The 17,897-nt window shown below is 55.6% G+C and carries 18 protein-coding genes; 2 read left to right on the top strand and 16 right to left on the bottom strand.

Features of this window, described 5'->3' with window-relative positions; genetic code table 11:
* Positions 1–516: 516 nt before the first annotated feature.
* From BLR08_RS09110 to aroA, 12 genes are all read right to left on the bottom strand, one after another.
* A complete protein-coding gene (locus BLR08_RS09110; RefSeq protein ID WP_072328853.1) occupies positions 517–1,218 on the bottom strand; it encodes a 5'-methylthioadenosine/adenosylhomocysteine nucleosidase in 702 nt (233 codons plus the stop codon).
* Positions 1,219–1,253: 35 nt separating this feature from the next.
* On the bottom strand, positions 1,254–2,267 hold the full coding sequence (gene ccpA, locus BLR08_RS09105; protein ID WP_072328900.1) for a catabolite control protein A: 1,014 nt from the start codon (positions 2,265–2,267) through the stop codon (positions 1,254–1,256).
* A 154-nt stretch (positions 2,268–2,421) separates the two neighbouring features.
* On the bottom strand, positions 2,422–2,838 hold the full coding sequence (locus BLR08_RS09100; protein WP_072328852.1) for a YgiT-type zinc finger protein: 417 nt from the start codon (positions 2,836–2,838) through the stop codon (positions 2,422–2,424).
* 146 nt (positions 2,839–2,984) lie between these two features.
* A complete protein-coding gene (locus tag BLR08_RS09095; protein WP_371117183.1) occupies positions 2,985–3,374 on the bottom strand; it encodes a VanZ family protein in 390 nt (129 codons plus the stop codon).
* A 40-nt stretch (positions 3,375–3,414) separates the two neighbouring features.
* A complete protein-coding gene (locus BLR08_RS09090; protein ID WP_072328850.1) occupies positions 3,415–3,954 on the bottom strand; it encodes a type 1 glutamine amidotransferase domain-containing protein in 540 nt (179 codons plus the stop codon).
* 96 nt (positions 3,955–4,050) lie between these two features.
* Positions 4,051–5,949 carry a phosphoenolpyruvate--protein phosphotransferase gene (gene ptsP / locus BLR08_RS09085; RefSeq protein ID WP_083536788.1) on the bottom strand — a complete coding sequence of 633 codons (1,899 nt, stop codon included), beginning with the start codon at positions 5,947–5,949 and terminating at the stop codon, positions 4,051–4,053.
* On the bottom strand, positions 5,942–7,840 hold the full coding sequence (locus BLR08_RS09080) for a glucose PTS transporter subunit IIA (protein ID WP_072328849.1): 1,899 nt from the start codon (positions 7,838–7,840) through the stop codon (positions 5,942–5,944). The genes ptsP and BLR08_RS09080 overlap by 8 nt, the downstream gene beginning before the upstream one ends.
* 146 nt (positions 7,841–7,986) lie before the next feature.
* Positions 7,987–8,748, bottom strand: a complete 762-nt coding sequence (locus tag BLR08_RS09075) for a hypothetical protein (RefSeq protein ID WP_072328848.1) — start codon at positions 8,746–8,748, stop codon at positions 7,987–7,989.
* A gap of 145 nt (positions 8,749–8,893) precedes the next feature.
* Positions 8,894–9,541, bottom strand: a complete 648-nt coding sequence (gene thiE / locus BLR08_RS09070; RefSeq protein WP_256257454.1) for a thiamine phosphate synthase — start codon at positions 9,539–9,541, stop codon at positions 8,894–8,896.
* Entirely contained in the window at positions 9,538–9,975 is a 438-nt protein-coding gene (locus BLR08_RS09065; RefSeq protein WP_072328847.1) for a CoA-binding protein, read from the bottom strand. Before BLR08_RS09065 ends, thiE begins: the two co-directional genes overlap by 4 nt.
* Before the next feature lie 51 nt (positions 9,976–10,026).
* On the bottom strand, positions 10,027–10,884 hold the full coding sequence (locus tag BLR08_RS09060; RefSeq protein WP_176835465.1) for a C39 family peptidase: 858 nt from the start codon (positions 10,882–10,884) through the stop codon (positions 10,027–10,029).
* Positions 10,885–10,974: 90 nt separating this feature from the next.
* Positions 10,975–12,270 carry a 3-phosphoshikimate 1-carboxyvinyltransferase gene (aroA, locus tag BLR08_RS09055; RefSeq protein WP_072328846.1) on the bottom strand — a complete coding sequence of 432 codons (1,296 nt, stop codon included), beginning with the start codon at positions 12,268–12,270 and terminating at the stop codon, positions 10,975–10,977.
* A gap of 252 nt (positions 12,271–12,522) precedes the next feature.
* On the opposite strand from aroA, the gene BLR08_RS09050 reads away from it, so the two are divergent.
* Positions 12,523–12,816: a rhodanese-like domain-containing protein gene (locus tag BLR08_RS09050; protein ID WP_072328845.1), complete on the top strand. Its 294-nt coding sequence runs from the start codon at positions 12,523–12,525 to the stop codon at positions 12,814–12,816.
* Positions 12,817–12,978: 162 nt separating this feature from the next.
* On the opposite strand, the gene BLR08_RS09045 is transcribed toward BLR08_RS09050, so the two are convergent.
* Complete coding sequence (locus tag BLR08_RS09045) at positions 12,979–13,494, bottom strand: shikimate kinase (RefSeq protein ID WP_090585975.1); 516 nt, start codon at positions 13,492–13,494, stop codon at positions 12,979–12,981.
* 175 nt (positions 13,495–13,669) lie between these two features.
* Here BLR08_RS09045 and BLR08_RS09040 point away from each other — a divergent pair, with 175 nt between their 5' ends.
* Positions 13,670–14,014, top strand: a complete 345-nt coding sequence (locus BLR08_RS09040) for a hypothetical protein (protein ID WP_072328844.1) — start codon at positions 13,670–13,672, stop codon at positions 14,012–14,014.
* Here the strand turns inward: BLR08_RS09040 and gndA are convergent.
* The 3 genes from gndA to BLR08_RS09025 form a co-directional block, all read right to left on the bottom strand.
* On the bottom strand, positions 14,011–15,426 hold the full coding sequence (gene gndA, locus BLR08_RS09035; RefSeq protein WP_072328843.1) for an NADP-dependent phosphogluconate dehydrogenase: 1,416 nt from the start codon (positions 15,424–15,426) through the stop codon (positions 14,011–14,013). The genes BLR08_RS09040 and gndA overlap by 4 nt on opposite strands.
* 129 nt (positions 15,427–15,555) lie before the next feature.
* The gene (locus BLR08_RS09030) at positions 15,556–16,323 is read right to left on the bottom strand and encodes an SDR family oxidoreductase (RefSeq protein WP_176835471.1); all 768 of its coding nucleotides are present in this window, start codon (positions 16,321–16,323) and stop codon (positions 15,556–15,558) included.
* Positions 16,324–16,347: 24 nt separating this feature from the next.
* Positions 16,348–17,892 (bottom strand): gluconokinase, encoded by a 1,545-nt coding sequence (locus BLR08_RS09025; RefSeq protein WP_072328841.1) that lies wholly within the window; start codon positions 17,890–17,892, stop codon positions 16,348–16,350.
* Positions 17,893–17,897: the final 5 nt, after the last annotated feature.

Below are 17,897 nucleotides of genomic sequence, written 5' to 3'. Positions count from 1 at the left end.
TGCTAGCGAGAATTTTCATTCTCTATTTAACACTCACTCGTTGTTCAGTTTTCAAAGGGCAATTGCTAGTACGCTTCTTGCGATTCGTAATGTAGCACATCCGAATCTCTTTTGCAACTGTGTTTTTCGACTCTTCCATTCAAGGGGTAATCCTCATGCTCAGAAGCTCTCATTCACTTTTGCTTGGCACTCTTGCTTGCCTCTCTCTCAAGGGGCGAGAAGTAATGTACCATATTCGTTTCTGTTTTGCAACCTCAATTTTTTCCTTCCATTCAAGGGGTCTAACCGCATGTGCAGAAGATATAATCTCTGGAGCAGGACTTATACTATAGCATAGCTTGATGCCATATGCAACCCTTTTTAACAAACTTGACGCATGACCAGCCCAGCCGAAGAATCTGCCTCACACCATTACCAGACTTGCAAATAAGCAAAAAGAGCTCCAGTGGGAGCTCTTCGGCCATCAGACACGCAATAAGCCAAGCAATATGCAGCAAGCGAGCAGTGACATCTCCATTAAATTCTCTGAAGCATAGCATCGATAATCCGGAATGAATTTTCCGAAGCCAAAGCGGTAAATTCAGCGAAATTTACATGAGCCGAACCATCCGCCTTATCTGACATCGAACGAATGATTACAAAAGGTATGGCATTCATCGAACACACCTGGGCGACGGCAGCCCCCTCCATCTCCACGCATGCGCCTTGAAGCTCGCGGTGCAGCATTGAAACGGTATCGCGGCTGGCGATAAACTGATCTCCGGACAACACACGGCCTTCCAGCACGCGTCCTTCGAACAGTTCACGGCTGACCTCGGCGGCAACTGTCCGCAATTTGTCGTCGGAGACGAATAAGGAGGTCGTTTCGTAAGGGATCGTCCCCCGCGGAAAGCCCAGAGCCGTTACATCCATATCATGCTGCATGCATTCTGTAGATACGACGATATCTCCTACCTCCAAGCCAGGGTCAACCGCTCCCGCCACTCCTGTGAACAATACAGCTTCTGCGCCAAATACATCGATTAGCAGTTGGGTAGTGACTGCTGCGTTCACTTTGCCTACTCCCGACTTGCACAGCACAATCGTTCTTCCGTGAAAGCTGCCTTCCAGAAAAGTAATTCCGGCTTTCACAGTTTCTTTTGCATGCGCGAGATGCTCGTGAAATTTCTCAATCTCTTCTTTCATCGCGCCGATAACGCCAATCTTCGAATACGCCAACCGAGGCAGCCTCCTTTACAAAAAGAAGTGGCACATCAACGATGAGCCACCGAGTTCCTATGAATTAATTCATGCGGCAAAACAACCTGAGCCAACTCCGGAGAATCCTTCGTTTCCTTGTTCATCAGCTTGGTCAGCAGTCTCATCGCCACGGCCCCGATATCGTACATAGGCTGGGCAACCGTAGTCAGCTGCGGACGAACCATGGACGCCATCCGTATGTTATCTACGCTGATAACGGATACGTCGTCCGGCACTTTTACCTGCTGATCTTGAAGCGTATGGATCGCTCCAATCGCCATCTCGTCATTCGCCGCAAAAATGGCCGACGGCTTCGGATCAAGAGTAAGGAAGTACTTGGTTACTTCCAGCCCGGACTCATACCGGTAGTTGCCGACACGCACATATTCGTCCCGAACCGGGATTCCCGCTTCCTCCAACGCCTTCTTGTAGCCCTGGTAGCGGGCATAACCGTTGGCCGGATCCTGCAGATGGCCCGAGATCATGGCGATATCGCGATGTCCTTGATTGATCAAGTGTACGACTGCATCATATGCCGCTTGCTCGTGATCGATATCGACAGAAGGAATCTTGCGCTGCTCGTCAGCTGTGGCGCAGAGCACGACCGGCACGGAGGAAGTCTTGAAAGCCTGAATATGCTCGTCCGTAATGACTCCGCCCATAAACAGCAGCCCGTCAACTTGCTTCTCCAGCAGCGTATTGATAACCCGGATCTCTTTCTCCTTCTTCTTATCCGCGTTACAAAGGATGATATTATAATGATACATGTTGGCGATATCCTCGATGCCTCTGGCCACCTCAGAGAAGATGGAGTTAGAAATATCGGGAATAACGACACCTACCGTTGTCGTCTTTTTGCTGGCCAAACCACGGGCAACGGCGTTTGGACGGTAACCAAGACGTTCTATGGCTTCAAATACTTTCTTGCGCGTTTGCGGCTTCACATTGGGATTGTTATTGACAACCCGCGAAACGGTTGCCATGGAAACGCCTGCTTCTCTGGCTACATCATAAATTGTCACAGTCACGGCCATTCTCTCCATTGCTTAATAAAGTATAGTGCGATCAGGTCAATTAGCCTTATCATACGACAAAAAGCTTGCTTTCGCAATGAATCTGGGGGTATGCCTCTAGTTATAGTATCAAATTATGCAAAAAAAGCCAACTGCAAGGCAGCGGCTTTTAAAAATCTTGCACCGTAAGGGAATGTTTGGCAATCTGAGACAAGCGTTTACGCAAATCTTCAATCCACGGTTCGTCATGCAAAGATTGGGCCAGCAGCAGCAGATCGAGAAGCTCGTTGATCCGCTCATCAATAATCGCTTCTACGGAATCAGCCGCTCTATTCTTCTCGGTCGCTCTCATCATCAGATGAGCGATTTCACTTACTTCATTAAACCGCAGCTGTCGCTTGTCGGGCTTACCGCCTAGTGTCCCGATCAATCCGGTCAACTCAGGCTTCACCTCGGGAAATACTTCGCTGCGGCTGCAGGAATCACAGGAGAAGATAGGAACGTTTTCGATTTCGACTTTATTTTGATAAATAACAGTGCGGAGGCGTATGCTCATAGTTTCTCCGCATTTGCACTGCTTCTGCAACGATACCACTCCTTTTGGCGGCACACCAAACTTACAATTTCACTTTGCCTGATGATACAATATTCGACCTCAGACGCTGTTCTCCTGCCGCCGGGCGGTTAGCAAATATTAGGATGAGTACGTCGCAGAAGCAGCAGCCGTTTCGCTCATCTCCGTTCAAAAAAACGGGCGATTCCCGGAATTGTAACAACCAGCATAGCCAAAGCGGCTCCGATTCCATCGTTGCGAAGATCAGCTATATCCGGCGTACGGCCAGGGACAAAGCTTTGATGATATTCATCCGTCAAGCCGTAGAGCAAGCACAGAAAAACGACAAGCGCTTTGATGCCCCAGCCGGCACGTTTCGGACGCAGTCCCCACAAAAAAGTCAGCGCCAGCACGAAATACGAGACAAAATGGCCCCAATCGAAGCCTTCCATCCAAGGGAGATACTGGCGGATGCCGTCCAGCCACCCTCCCAGATCGTTCCCCGTTCGAGAAGAAAAATAAAATATGGCCCCCATCCAGAGAATGGAGGGCAGCCATCTCAGCACCATATTCATACTTGCTCCTTTATATATCCGCTTATACCGGATGTTAGCTCAGGCCGCGCACGGACTCGGCCAGCACATCTACAAACGCCTTGCTGAATGCAGGCAGGTCCGGCGGACGGCGTCCGGAGACGATATGACGGTCAATCACAACTTCGGCATCCACCCAAGTCGCTCCGGCATTCTCCAGATCGTCCTTGATCCCAGGCGTGGAGGTCATCGTATAGCCCTGGCAAATCTTCGCTGAAGCCAGTACCCAGCCGGCATGGCATATATGGGCAATCGGCTTCTTTGCTTCGTGAAACTCGCGCGTCAGGCGCAGTACGGATGCATAGCGGCGCAGCTTGTCCGGGGCCCAGCCTCCGGGAATGTACAGCCCGATATAATCCTCCGACCGGACTTCCTCCAAGATGTGATCGGTCGTCAAAGGCACGCCGTATTTGCCATGGTACACACGCCCGGACTCGGGACCCGCGAGATGAACCTCAGCCCCCGCCTCCCGCAGTCTCATGACAGGGTACCACATCTCCAGATCTTCAAACTCCTCGTCAACAAACGCCAGTACTTTATATCCTTGCAGTTCCATTGTGATTGCACCCTTTCTCCCCAAAGTAGTTCGTTAGCCAAATCATAGACGCCGGCGACGGCTTCTCGAAGCTGCGGCCGCTCCATGCCATGTTTGTCAGATGCACCCGCTGGCCGAAGACGATTCGGACGAAGCTCCAGACGGGTCATCCGTTGTTTTTTCTGTTGATTTATCCGACTGCTTAGACGGTTCATCCAACGGTTTTCTCGAAGGTTCATTTAACGGTTCCTTCGAAGGCTCATTCGGCCGCTCATGGTTACCCGGCGCTTGCGCCAGACCCGTCTCCCAATACCGGCCCAGCACTTGAAGCACCGCCGCGCTGCTGGAGCAAACCGCCAGCTCCTTCCACAGATTGGCGGCATCGCTATGCCGGCTTTGAATCAGGCTGTTTTTCATCCGCAGAATCGAGGACACGGACATGCTGAGCTCCTTGATCCCAAGCGCCATCCATAACGGCAGCGCCCGGACATCGCCGGCCAGCTCTCCGCATACGCTCACATGAATGCCGCCCGCCTTGGCATTGTCCGCAGTGATCTTCAGCAGACGAAGAACAGCCGGATGAAACGGATCGTACAAATGAGCGACCTGCTCATTCATCCGGTCGACGGCAAGCACGTACTGCACCAGATCATTGGTTCCGATACTGAAGAAGTCGACCTCCTGCGCGAGTAAATCCGAGATCATCACAGCGGCGGGAAGCTCGATCATAATTCCCACCGGAACATGCTCGGAGAAAGGAACACCCTCCGCAGCCAACTCCTCCTTCACCTCGCTCAGCACCTCATTGGCCCGGCGAAGCTCTTCCAGCGTCGAGATCATCGGATACATGATTTTAATGCTGCCGTAGTGGCTCGCCCTCAAAATTGCGCGCAGCTGAGTCTTGAACAGATCAACCCGATCCAGCAGAAGACGAATTGCCCGGTATCCGAGCGACGGATTCTCCTCTTCGGGCAGCTCCAGGTAATCGAGATGCTTGTCGCCCCCGATATCGAGCGTGCGGATAACGAGCGGCTTCCCTCCGAGCCGTTCGGCCGCCTCGCGGTACACTTCAAACTGCTCCTCTTCCTCGGGGAAGCTGGCGCGGTTCATATAGAGAAATTCCGTGCGGAATAAGCCGACCCCCGACGCCCCCTTGGCGATGGACTGCTCCAGTTCCTTGATCGAGCTAATATTAGCCGCCAAGTGCAGATTCAGTCCATCCAGCGTTTGGGAAGGGAGACCGGCCAGCTGCTGGAGCTGATCCTGCTGCTTCCTCCACGTCTCTTGCATGCGCTCGTAGCGCTCGATTTCGTGCCGCGGGGGATTGACGTAGACGGTTCCTTCCTCTCCGTCGATGATCAGGTAATCCCCCGTCTGAATGGGCTCCGCCAGCTTGCCTTCAAGACCCAGCACGTAAGGAACCCCCATCGCTCTGGCCATAATCGCCACATGCGAGGTTTTACCGCCCATCATGGTAACAAGACCAAGCGTTTGCGTGACGTCCAGATGCACCATCTGAGACGGGATCAGCTCTTTGGCAACCAGCACATACGGCTCGTCCTTGGGCGGCAAGGTTTCCTCGAGCGCTCCGAGGAGATGCTTGAGCAGCCGATTGCCGACATCCTTGATGTCCAAAGCCCTTTCCTTCATGTATCCGTCATCGAGCAGGTCGAACATATTGACGAACTTTTCGATCGTTTCCTTAACCGCTACTTCGGCCGCCTTGTATTGACGCTGCATAATGCCCTGGACTTCATTCATAAACACAGGGTCCTCAAGAATGGCAAGATGCGCGTCAAAGATTTGCGTCTGTTCTTCGCCCAGAACGCTGACGAATTCCTGCTTGATCTGTTCAATCTCGTCCTTGGAGCTGCGAATGCCGTCGTACAGGCGCTCAAACTCATAAGCCAAATCCGTAACATCGATCAGCTTGTCGGGAAAGTCCCACTCCCAGGTCGGAATAACGAAAGCCCTGCCCATCGCAATGCCGGATGAAGCTCCGATCCCCCTAACCAAAAACGTTCCCTCCCCTTGTTCCTGTTGTAGCGGTATCTTTAAGAACGACCGACATCACGGAGGCCTGGCCTTTCTTCACCGCTTTATAAGGCGCAAAGCTCCATGCCTTGACGGCGTCCGCGTTCGTAATCAGCATCGGAGTCGCCAGCGATTTGGAGCCTTGTTTGACTTTCTGCAGATTGAAGCGAACTAGCAGTTGACCGGCCTCCACCTCATCGCCTTCCTTTACAAAGCAAGTAAAATGCTTGCCCTGAAGCTGGGCCGTATCGATCCCGATATGAAGCAGCACTTGAAGTCCCTCCTCCGTTTCAATGCCCAAGGCATGGAGCGTAGGGTAGACGTGCATGATGCGCCCCGCGATAGGAGCGACCAGCTCCCCCTTGTCCGGAATAAAGGCTACGCCGTTGCCGACAATTTTGCCGGCGAAAATCTTGTCGGGCACATCCTCCAACGCAATCATCCGCCCCTGCATCGGAGAGCTGAACAGCACTTGATGAATATCCTTACGGAGTACCTTGTTAATCTCCTCGCGAATCAGCTCCGAGTAGGTGCCGAATACAACCTGGACGTTGCCTCCCCCGAGCGAAATGACGCCTGCTGCGCCCAGATGGCGAAGAGCAGCGGTATCCATCAGTTTATCGTTCTCCAGCGTGATCCTCAGGCGCGTGATGCACGCTTCCAGACTCTTCAGGTTGTTCTTGCCTCCCAGCGCCTCCAGAATAAGCGGGGAGCGGTAAGGGATATCTCCGGCCCATTCCTCCAGCTGAGAGCCTTCCTCGCGGCCTGGCGTCGGCAGACGGAACGTCCGGATGGCCCAGCGGAACAGCACGTAGTAGAAGACGCCGTACGCCAGCCCGACAGGTATAAGCAGCCAACCGTTCGTTGAAAGATGCAGGTTGATCAAATAATCAATGGCTCCAGCCGAATAAGAAAAGCCGTGATGGATATCGAGCTTGAAGGCGATCCACATGGATAAGCCGGATAAAATGGCATGCACGAAAAAAAGATACGGAGCTACGAACAGGAACGCAAACTCGATCGGCTCGGTCACACCGGTCAGAAAGCAGGCAAACGCAGCCGTCAGAAACGTTTTGCGGATCTTCGGCTTCAAATCCTCCCGCGCCTCTTGAATAATCGCCAGCGCGATGGCAGGCAAAGCAAACATCATGATGGGGTACAGCCCGGCCATATAGATGCCCGCGGTAGGGTCTCCGGCAAAATAGCGCGGCAGGTCTCCGAACACCGGCTGTCCTTGGTTGTCATAGCTGCCTAACTGAAACCAGAAGAAATTATTGAACACATGGTGAAGACCGGACGGGACAAGCAGTCTGTGGATAACCCCGTACAGAAAAGTGCCGAAGCCTCCCAGACTGAACAGCATATCGGTCAGCTTCTGCATACCCGCATTCATCAGGGGGCCGAGCTGGATAGTAAGCAGCACCAGCACAAACATCGCCGGCCCCATAAATAAAGGAACCAGGCGCGGCCCTCCAAAAAATTGTATGGCTTCCGGGAGCTGAATATGTTTGACCCGGTGGTAAATAATCGCAGCGATCAACCCGACCAATATCCCCCCGGGAACGCCGAGCTGGAAGGATTCGCCGAGATAACGCTGCAAGGTGTGCGCAAACATATAATGCCCGATAAGGGCTGACATGCCGGCGATACCCGCGCTTTCCGTCAGGCCAAGGGCCACCCCGACGGCGAAGATCAGCGGCAAATATGTAAAGATAATGGTTCCGAATGTAATGAAGATTTCCCCGATCTGGGGCATGTACACCTGCTCCCACGGCAGGGTGCCTAGACGGAGCAGTAGCGCCGCTATAGGCAAAGTGATGGTTGGCAGCATCAACGATCTTCCCAGCTGCTGCAGGTTTCCCATCCAATTCAAAGGCGCTGGAGCCTCCCTTCTATAGACACATTCCCCGACTACTACGATGGTAAGCGCTAACCCTATATTTGTCAACGATCCCCCTTCGCCTTAAGCGCGCAAAAGCGAGCCTTGCGGCTCGCTTCGTTCATGCGGGTTTCGTCGTTCTAGAATTGAAATTTGTTTATATAGCCCGCGCTCATCGAACCGGCGCCGTACTGGCTTTGAGCGGTTTGGCTCGAATCCGAACGCAGGTAGGAGTCATGTCCCGGCTGGTTGCCGCGGTAGTTGGCCGTGTGATAAGACTGCGGGCTTTGGAATTGATTTTGGGATTGAGCAAATGCGTTGTTGCTGAACGACTGCTGCTGGCCGAAATTCGAATTCACGGAAGAAACAAACGGAGCGCTGCTCGAGAAGCTGGCAGCTCCGATGCCGTATTGGCTTTGAGCCGGTTGTGTAGAATCCGAACGCAGATAAGCGTCATGACCTGGCTGAGAGCCCCGGTAGTTGGCCGTATGGAACGATTGGGTCGTTTGGTACGGCGTGTTGTAAGACTGGTTAGCCGTCACTGCTTGGTTTTGGATGCCGGATGCTGCGAAGACGTTATTGCTTTGGAAGCTGCTCGCGCCCATACCGAACTGGCTTTGAGCCGGCTGTGTGGAATCGGAGCGCAAATAGGAATCATGGCCTTGTTGATCGCCGCGGTAGTTGGCCGTGTGATAAGCTTGCGGGCTTTGGAATTGCTGGTAGCTTTGCGGCTGTTGGCTGATTGCGGATGCAAACGTGTTGTTCATGCTTGGGTTCAGCGATTGGTTATACTGCGACTGCACGTAGCCTACCGGTTGATATCTACTATCGATACCGCGATATTGGGAATTGGCACCGGAAGCTTGATTCTGGAAATTGTTCTGGAATTGATTAGTGAACATGCGAAATCCTCCTTAAGCTCTAGCAAAAAGTCTTCCGGCAGCAGCCGCCATCAGCGTGTCCGTCCGAAAGCCTTTCTTATTGTCTTCAAGGAGGATTTATTTTATTACGGGATTCCTAACAAATTTGCCCTGCGGCGCTGTCGTACTAAGCCTTGCTCTTCTTCACCAGATCGGCTAAGCCAAAAGCCGCGCTCCCGGGGTCAGACTGGCGGGATATGGCAGACACAACAGCTATGCCATCCGCACCCGCCTGAATCACAGCCGCTGCGTTGCCCGGTTGAATGCCCCCTATGCCAACAAGCGGAAGCTGAGGCCAGCGGGCCTTCAACCGGCTGATCAGGCCCGTGCCGATAGGCGCTCCGGCATCTCCCTTAGTCAAGGTAGCATAAATCGCTCCTACGCCCAAATAGTCGGCTTGCTGGGAGACGGCCCACTCGGCTTCCTCCATGCTGCCGGCGGAAACGCCGATGATCGCGTCCGGCCCGAGCAGCCTCCTGACGTCCAATGCCGGCAGATCATCCTGACCGACATGCACACCGTCCGCTTCCAGCAGGATAGCCAAGTCCACCCGATCGTTGACGATAAACGGCACCCCATGCTCCCGGCATGCTCTGCGGATGGCTTTCCCTGTCTCGAGCACTTGTCTGAGCGGCGCTTTCTTCTCGCGCAGCTGCAGCATCGTCACGCCTCCGGCCAGAGCCGCCTCAGCGATCTGCACAGCGGTCCGCTGCTCCCACGAAGCAATATCCATGACCAGATACAGGGACAGATCATGAGTCAACGTTCCGCTCACTTGACTTCCTTCCCTCCGGGCAGCAGGATGGAATCCTCCACCTTGATGCAGCGATCCATGATGACTTCGAGCCCGGCCTCCGACGCGATCCGAGCCGCTTCTTCATTTTCGACGCCAAGCTGCAGCCAGAGAACTTTGGCTCCGATGGCGACGGCTTCTTCGGCCACAGGCACTACCTGGTCGCTGCGGCGGAATACGTTGACGATATCGACCTCACCGGGAATATCCTTAAGGCTGGCATAGCAGACCTCACCAAGGATAGAGCCGGACACCATAGGGTTAACCGGTATAATCCGATATCCCTTCTTCTGCATGGCCTCGGACACCATGTAAGAAACCCGGTCCGGCTTGTCCGACAGGCCGACAACCGCTACCTGGCGAGCATCCGTCAATATTTGTTTGATCCGGTCCCGCGAAGGATTTTCAAATGCCATGTGGAATGCACTCCTTTAATTCGGGCTTTTGTATGTTCAGCTTACCCTTCCTTACCCGTTCGTATAGCTGATCGCCTGGCGGCCCATCGCTTCCCAGGTGGCGATAAACTGCGCTTTGTTCAGCTTAAGCTTGCCGCGGCCGGATAAAGGATCGTTTACATATACGTTTTCTTCATCAAAACCGACGAGCAGCACCGCATGCTCCATAAAGGTCGTCTCGATAGGACCGAGAGGCGTATCCCATACGACCCATTTCTTCGGAACCTGGAAATCGATCGTCGTCCAGACGACAGCCGGTATGCCGCTTCGCAGGTGATCCTCCAGCTTGTCGAACGGCTGCCTGGTCAAATCTACCGCCGTCGGAACATGCTGCTTCAGCTGCTCGAACAGCGCCGTGTGATAGATCCCGAAGCCTTTCGCTTTGCCTGTCGGCTCGCCGACAAAGCCGGTGTTCGGATTGCCCCAATAGGCGATGGAGCCGTCCTTGTTGTACCGGATCGGCGTCGGGTCCCGCTTCATCTCAGCAGCCAGCTCCATCTTCGTCTTCTCCAGGCCGCGGAACTTTAACAACATCGTCAGACTCGTGACCTCGCAGCCGGATGGGAGCTCGGGCAGCTGCCGGACGACCGGCGCTTCCAGCATCACGCTGGCGGGCTTAGGCTGAGCAGCCGCAGCTGCTGCCGATGCAGCGCCGGCGGCGGTTAGCGGCTCCGGGGGCGCTGCATCGGCCTGTTGATCCGAGCCGGCCTGCAAGCTCGCTTCGAAGGCGTGAACGGCAGGACGCATCCATTCGTCCTGCCCGGTCATTTTGGCGTACAGCAGCACGGCAAAAACACCGCTGGCAAACAGCAGACCGCCTATCAAGAAAAATCCGAGCGTGACCTGGATGCCTTTCCACAGTATGGTCACGAGCTTCACCGCCTTTGTCGCGTACTGAAATGAAACCTCTGGCTGTCAAAAAGCGACGCATCGCGGTAACGGCAGTCCGCAGCTCTTCGCTTAGTCCTCGACCAGTTCGATCTGGGCGCCAAGCGACAGCAGATGATCAAAGTACTGGGGATAAGACTTGGCCACATGATGAGCATCGTTGATGACAAGCCCCTTCTCCGAGCGAAGGCCGACGACCGTCAGCGCCATGATCACACGATGATCGTAATGCGCGTTGATCTCAACGCCCCCAGCCACGCCTTGCGGCCGGCCGTGTACGATAATTTCGCTTTGACGCTCTTCCACATCGGCGCCAGCCTTGCGGAGCTCGTTCAAATAGTCCGTGATGCGGTCGCATTCCTTGTACCGCAAATTTTCTACATTATAAAAACGGGAGGTGCCTTCGGCGAACACGGCGGCAGCCACCATCGCCAGCACCGCATCCGTGAAATGATCGCCGTCAAACTCTCCGGCCTTCAGCGTTTGATTGCCCTGGACATGCACCACATCATTGTCATGCGTCAGGTTGACGCCCATCTCGCGGAGCACGTCCACCACGGCGCGCTCTCCCTGCTTGCTTTGCTCAGCCAATCTAAGCACCTTCACATCGGAATGGGTCACCGCAGCGGCGGCGAGGATGGCGGCCGAGCCCGGGTAGTCGCCTTGAACCGTATAGCTTTGCGGCTTGTACTGCTGCCTGCCCGGAATCCGGTAAAACATCAGATCCTCGGACGCTTCGATTTGGATGCCTGCTTGCGCAATAACCTCCAGCGTCTGGCCGACGATGATCTTCGACTTCAGATCGTGAAGCACCGTAAGTTCGGTATCTTCTTCAAGCAGCGGGGCGACGAATAGAAGCGAGCTCAGGAATTGGGAGCTGATATTGCCGGACACTGTCAGCTTGCCGCCGCGCGGCTTACCGCCGCGGATCGTAATCGGCAGCTTGCCATCGCGATGTTCGACTTCAACCCCCATCTGGCGGAGGGAGTCGATCAAGTCGTCATGGGGACGTTTGCCGAGCGAATCAGGGTACGTGTTCACGAACGTCACTTCCGGCAGGAAAGCCGCAACCGACATAAGAAAGCGCAGCACAGCGCCGGCATTTCCGACGTTCAGCTCGCTGACATGCTTCGGATGGCTGCCGAAGCCGCGGATCGTCATCTTCTCGTCATCCTCTTCGATGACAGCCCCCAGATCGCGGATGCAGCGGCGCATCGCATCGCTGTCCTCGCTGTGGGCCGGATAATGAACGGTGCTTGTCCCATCGGCCAGAGCGCCGATAAGCAAGTAACGGGTCGTATAGTTTTTGGAAGATAATGCGTTAATCGTGCCTTCCAATCGAGGCGTCGGTTTGACGATCGCTTTCATCAGTATGTATTCGCTCCTTCACTTATTTCACTTGTGTTCTAGTACCACGTTCTTTACAGCATACAGCCGTCACCCGACATATTCGACATGATTCGCAGGTTCCCCTTCTTCCTCCGCCGAAAAAACTCGTGCGCTCCGCCGAGCCCCGCCATCCAGGCCAGGCAGGCTGGTTTGACACGCTTTCCCGATCCTGAGTATGATTAAGGCAATCGGCCTGCAGCGGCCGTCAAGCTGAAGGAGGAATTACCGTCCATGCAAACGATTACGCCGGCAGAAGTCAAACAAAGATTGGCCAACGGAGAAAAACTCGATATCGTCGATGTCCGTGAAGACGAGGAGGTCGCCCAAGGCATTATCCCTGGAGCGCTTCATATCCCGCTTATGCAGCTGCCCGAGCGGCTGTCCGATATTCCACAGAATGGCGAAACGATTCTAGTATGCCGCAGCGGCAACCGCAGCGGCCGCGCCCTGGAATATTTGCAGGCGCAAGGTATGACGAATTTGAAAAATATGACGGGCGGCATGCTGGAGTGGGAGGCGCTGTAAGCCCCTCGTCCCGTACACGTTCAGCTCCGGGTACTATGCGCCTATGCGCCGAGCGCGCACAGAACGCTCCAAAAAACCAGAAGGCTGCATGCCGAGGCACGCCCCGGCAGACGCAGCCGGCCTGGGGCAGCCCCTCCTGGGCATTCGTCTTCCAGCCGTTTGCTAGCAATCATGCCCCAGCCAGCGGCGGCAAATTTCATCCGCGATATTCTCTACGCTCCGCCCGTCTGTGTCAATGCGCAGATCGGCGAAGTCATAGGCATGCCGGCGGCTTTCCATAATGGCCCGCACGCGTTCCCCCACATCGCCCTGCAGCAGCGGACGATTTCGATCCTCGCTCACCCGCCGGATGATCGTCTCCGCTCCGGCCGCCAAGGCGACGACGAAACCTCCGTCCTTCATGGCGGTCCTGTTGGCCTCGGCCAGCACGGCCCCGCCGCCTGTGGCGACCACCTGGCCTTCCCGCGCCAGAATAGCCGTCAGCGCAGCTGTCTCCGCCGTCCGGAAGGCGGCTTCGCCCAGGGCGGCAAACATTTCCTTGATCGTCATCCCCTGCTCAGCTTCAACAGCCGCATCCGAGTCTACGAACGCCAGCCCCAGTCGGCGGGCCAGCTCGTGGCCTACAGTAGATTTTCCCGTTCCCATCATGCCTATTAATACAAGATTGCGTTTGGTCAATGTCACACACTCCCGGGCTTTCGCGATGCTTATTCTATTACTTATTCTATCACAGCCCCGTCATAGCTTGCCAAACATGAATAGAAAGTTTCGCCAAAACATATGATGGATGTGAATAAATTCCAGCCAGAACAGTCAAGCTGATAATGCCTAAGTTCAGAAGGGAGAAATGAATATGATGCAAAGCGCTTTGCCCCGCAAGCAAGCTTCCGGCTCGGACCTGACCGTGATGAAGCTGGACCAGATTATGGACCCGTCCCGGCCGCTGTGCAAGGAGGAGATCGTTTGGATACTGGAATATATCAAAAAAAAGGTGGCTGAGGAAGACCCCAACTTAATGGATCTTTCCCAGCCACGCCTGCTTCAAAATTTCCGTTATTTCGCTGAAATTGCGCTTATGCTGATCCAGCGCCGCAACGGCTTCGATCAAGAGGCCGACCGGCTGAAAAGCTGGCTGCAGGAAGCTTCACACGGCCTGCATCCGAGCCGGACCGGACGAGAAACGGGGCCTCGCCTCTAGTCCTCTTGAATCCACTGATAGTGGAACGTGCCTTCCTTGTCCAGACGCTTGAAAGTATGAGCGCCGAAGTAGTCGCGCTGCGCCTGGAGCAGGTTGGCAGGCAGACGCTCCGTGCGGTAGCTGTCATAGTACGCCAGAGCCGAGGCGAAAGCGGGAACCGGGATTCCGCTTGCTACGGCTGTCGCTACGACGGATCTCCAGGCAGCTTGATAGTTCGTGATCACTTGATTGAAGTAATCGTCAAGCAGCAGGTTGCGGAGCTCCGGATTGCGGTCGTAAGCGTCCTTGATGTTCTGGAGGAAGCGGGCACGGATGATGCAGCCGCCGCGGAAGATCATTGCGATGCTGCCGTAATCCAGATCCCAGCCGTACTCTTCGCTGGCCGCGCGCATTTGGGCGAAGCCCTGGGCGTAGGAGCAAATTTTGCTGGCATACAGCGCCTGGCGGACAGACTCGATGAATGCCGCGCGATCGCCGTCATACGGCTTGGCCTGAGGCCCGCTCAGCACCTTGCTTGCCGCGACGCGTTCTTCCTTCATCGCGGACAGGAAGCGGGAGAATACCGACTCTGTGATGATGGACAGCGGCACGCCCAGATCCAGCGAGCTTTGGCTGGTCCATTTGCCCGTACCTTTTTGCCCGGCGGAATCGAGAATGACATCCACCATCGGCTTGCCGGTTTCTTCGTCGTACTTCGTGAAAATATCGGTCGTGATCTCGATCAGGTAGCTGTCGAGCTCGCCGCGGTTCCATTCCGCAAAAATTTCGTGCAGCTCTTTCGTATCGACGCCCAGCACGTCCTTGAGCAGTTGATAAGCTTCACAGATAAGCTGCATGTCGCCGTACTCGATGCCGTTATGAACCATCTTCACATAGTGGCCCGCGCCGTCCGGTCCGATGTATGTGCAGCATGCGTCGTCGCCGACTTTGGCGGAGATCGCCTTCAGGATCGGCGCTACGAGCTCATACGCGTCCTTCTGGCCGCCCGGCATGATCGAAGGCCCTTTGAGCGCGCCTTCTTCGCCGCCGGATACGCCTGTTCCGATGAAACGGATGCCGTGAGCTTCCAGCTCTTTGTTGCGGCGCTGCGTATCGGGGAAGAACGCATTGCCTCCGTCAATAATAATATCGCCCTTATCCAGGTGCGGAACGAGTTGATTGATCGTGTCGTCCGTCGCGAAGCCCGCTTGCACCATGATCAAAATCTTGCGCGGAACTTCCAGAGACGCTACAAACTCCTCGATGCTGTATGTACCAACCAGGTTCTTGCCTTTGGCTTCCTCAAGAAGCACATCCGTTTTCTCACGGGAGCGGTTGTATACGGACACGGTGAAACCGCGGCTTTCGATATTCAGTGCCAGGTTTTTACCCATGACGGCCAGACCGATTACGCCGATTTGCTGTTTGGACATTTGGTTTTCTCTTCCTTCCTCATAATCCCATATTTATTACCCCTATGCGGCCACACTGAAACAGACCATGCATAGGACTGCTTTAGAACCCATTATCAGTTATTCTCAATTGAATTTCAAGAGCTGATCCTAGATTGTCATGGAACCGAAGCCGCCATCGACGCGCAGCAGCGATCCGGTGACGAAGCCCGAGGCTTTCTCGGAAGCCAGATACACGGCCGCTCCCTGCAGCTCTTCCGCTTCGCCGAAACGGTTCATAGGCGTATGCTTCATGATCGATTCGATCCGCTCCGGAGACAAAATTTTGCGGTTCTGCTCAGCCGGAAAGAACCCGGGAATGATGGCATTTACACGTACGCCTGCCGGTGCGAACTCTTTGGCCAGAAACTTGGTTACGCTGTTGACGGCAGCCTTGGAAGCCGAATACGTGAACACGCGAGACAACGGAGGCTCCGAAGACACCGAGGAAATATTGATGATGCTGCCGCCTTGACCGCTGTCCACCATATGTTTCCCAAAAATCTGGCAGGCAAGTACGACGCTCTTCAAATTGACATCCATGATGGAATCCCATTCCTCCATCTGGATATCGAAAAACGGCGTTGCGCTGTTTTTGCCCGGACAATTCATCAGCACGTCGCAGCGTCCCGTCCATTCGAGCACCTCGGCCAGCACGCGCTTCAGATCGTCCGTGCTGGTCGCATCCGCCGAGAAGCAGCGCGCCCGGCCCCCGGCCGCCTCGACCGCTTCAGCCACCTCGCGAGCCTTGTCCTGGTTGCGGCCCACAATCGCCACATCCGCGCCATGTCCGCCGAGGCCGACGGCCATCGAGCCGCCCAGCGTGCTATTCCCCCCGATAATGACCGCCGTTTTGCCTGTCAGATCGAATAAATTCATAGCCATGATCCATTTCCTCCCCGCTCACGTAAGCGTATATTTTTGTTGAAATGCCGCAATCGCGTCGAACTCGTCCTTCAGCTGGTGATAAACCCGGCCGTAGATCTGCGTCAGCTGCCGGTACACCTCTCCCGCCTCGGCATCCGCCTGCAGCCGGTGGTGCACTTGCACCCATTCATGCGCTCCCGAGAAGTCTGCAATTTCCCCTGTAGCCAGCCGCCCAAGCAGCGCGGCCCCGGCCCCCGACGCTTCGATCGTATTAGGCACAGTGACAGGGCTGCCCAGTACGTCGGCCATCATCTGCAGCCATACCTGCGAGCGCGCGAAGCCGCCCGAAGCCCGAATCTCCCGCGTAGGGCCGCTAAGCTCCTCGAGCGCGCCGACAACGGAATGAATCCGGTACATCACGCCCTCCAGCACGGCGCGGATCATATGAGGCTTCTGGTGATAGAGCGACAGGCCGAAGAAAACGCCCCGCGCATTGGCGTTCCAGTACGGCGCCCGTTCTCCTGCCAGCAGCGGCAGGAAAACAAGACCGCCCGAGCCGGGAGCCACCTCGGAAGCGAGCCGGCTCAAATAGTCGTACGGGTCCATGCCGAGCCGCCGGCCTTCCTCCGCCTCCGCCGTCGCCAGCTGGTCGCGCACCCATCGGAACATGATGCCGCCGTTGTTGATGGCTCCCCCGACGACCCAGAAATCTTCCTTGAGCGCGTAGCAGAACAGCCGGCCCTTCGGATCGGTGATCGGCTCGCGCACGACGCCCCGCACCGCTCCGCTCGTCCCGATCGTAACCGCATAGACGCCCGGCTCAAAGGCTGCAGCGCCGAGATTGGCCAGCACGCCGTCGGACGCGCCGACGACGAACGGCGTATCCGCCGCAATGCCCAGCTGAGCCGCGTCGGCAGGCTGCAGGCCCTGCACGATATGCGTCGTCGGCACAGGCTGCGATAGCTGCTCCCTGCGCACGCCGCAGGCGGCCAAAGCCCCTACATCCCAGTCCAGCTGCCGCAGATTGAACAAGCCGGTGCAGCTCGCCAGCGAATGGTCGATCACATATTGGCCGAACAGGCGGGCGAATACATATTCCTTGATCCCGATGAATTTGTGGGCCGAAGCAAACAGATCTGGCCGCTCGTCGCGGAACCACATCAGCTTCAGCAGCGGACTCATCGGATGGATCGGAGTGCCTGTACGCATATAAATCGCGTGTCCCGTATCCCGTTCCTTGAGCGATTTCACATACCCGACGCTCCGGTTATCGGCCCATGTGATGCAGGCTGTCAACGGGCGGCAGGCTTCGTCGACCGCAATAAGACTGTGCATCGCCGAGCTGAACGAGACGCACAGCACCTCCGAGGCGCGCACGGCGCCTTGCCGTACGACAGCCTGGATGCCGGCCAGCACCGCTTGGAATATTTGCTCCGGGTCCTGCTCCGCGATCTCCGGCCTTGGCGTATGCAGCGGGTATTCCACCGCATGAGAGGCCAGTATGCGGCCGCTTTTATCGAAGAGCAGCGTCTTCGCGCTGGTCGTTCCGATATCGGCGGCGATGATGTATGGCTTTTGCACGTAAC

Source organism: Paenibacillus sp. cl123 (assembly GCF_900101595.1).
Taxonomy (GTDB): domain Bacteria; phylum Bacillota; class Bacilli; order Paenibacillales; family NBRC-103111; genus Paenibacillus_G.
This window is presented reverse-complemented; position numbering and strand designations above follow the sequence as displayed.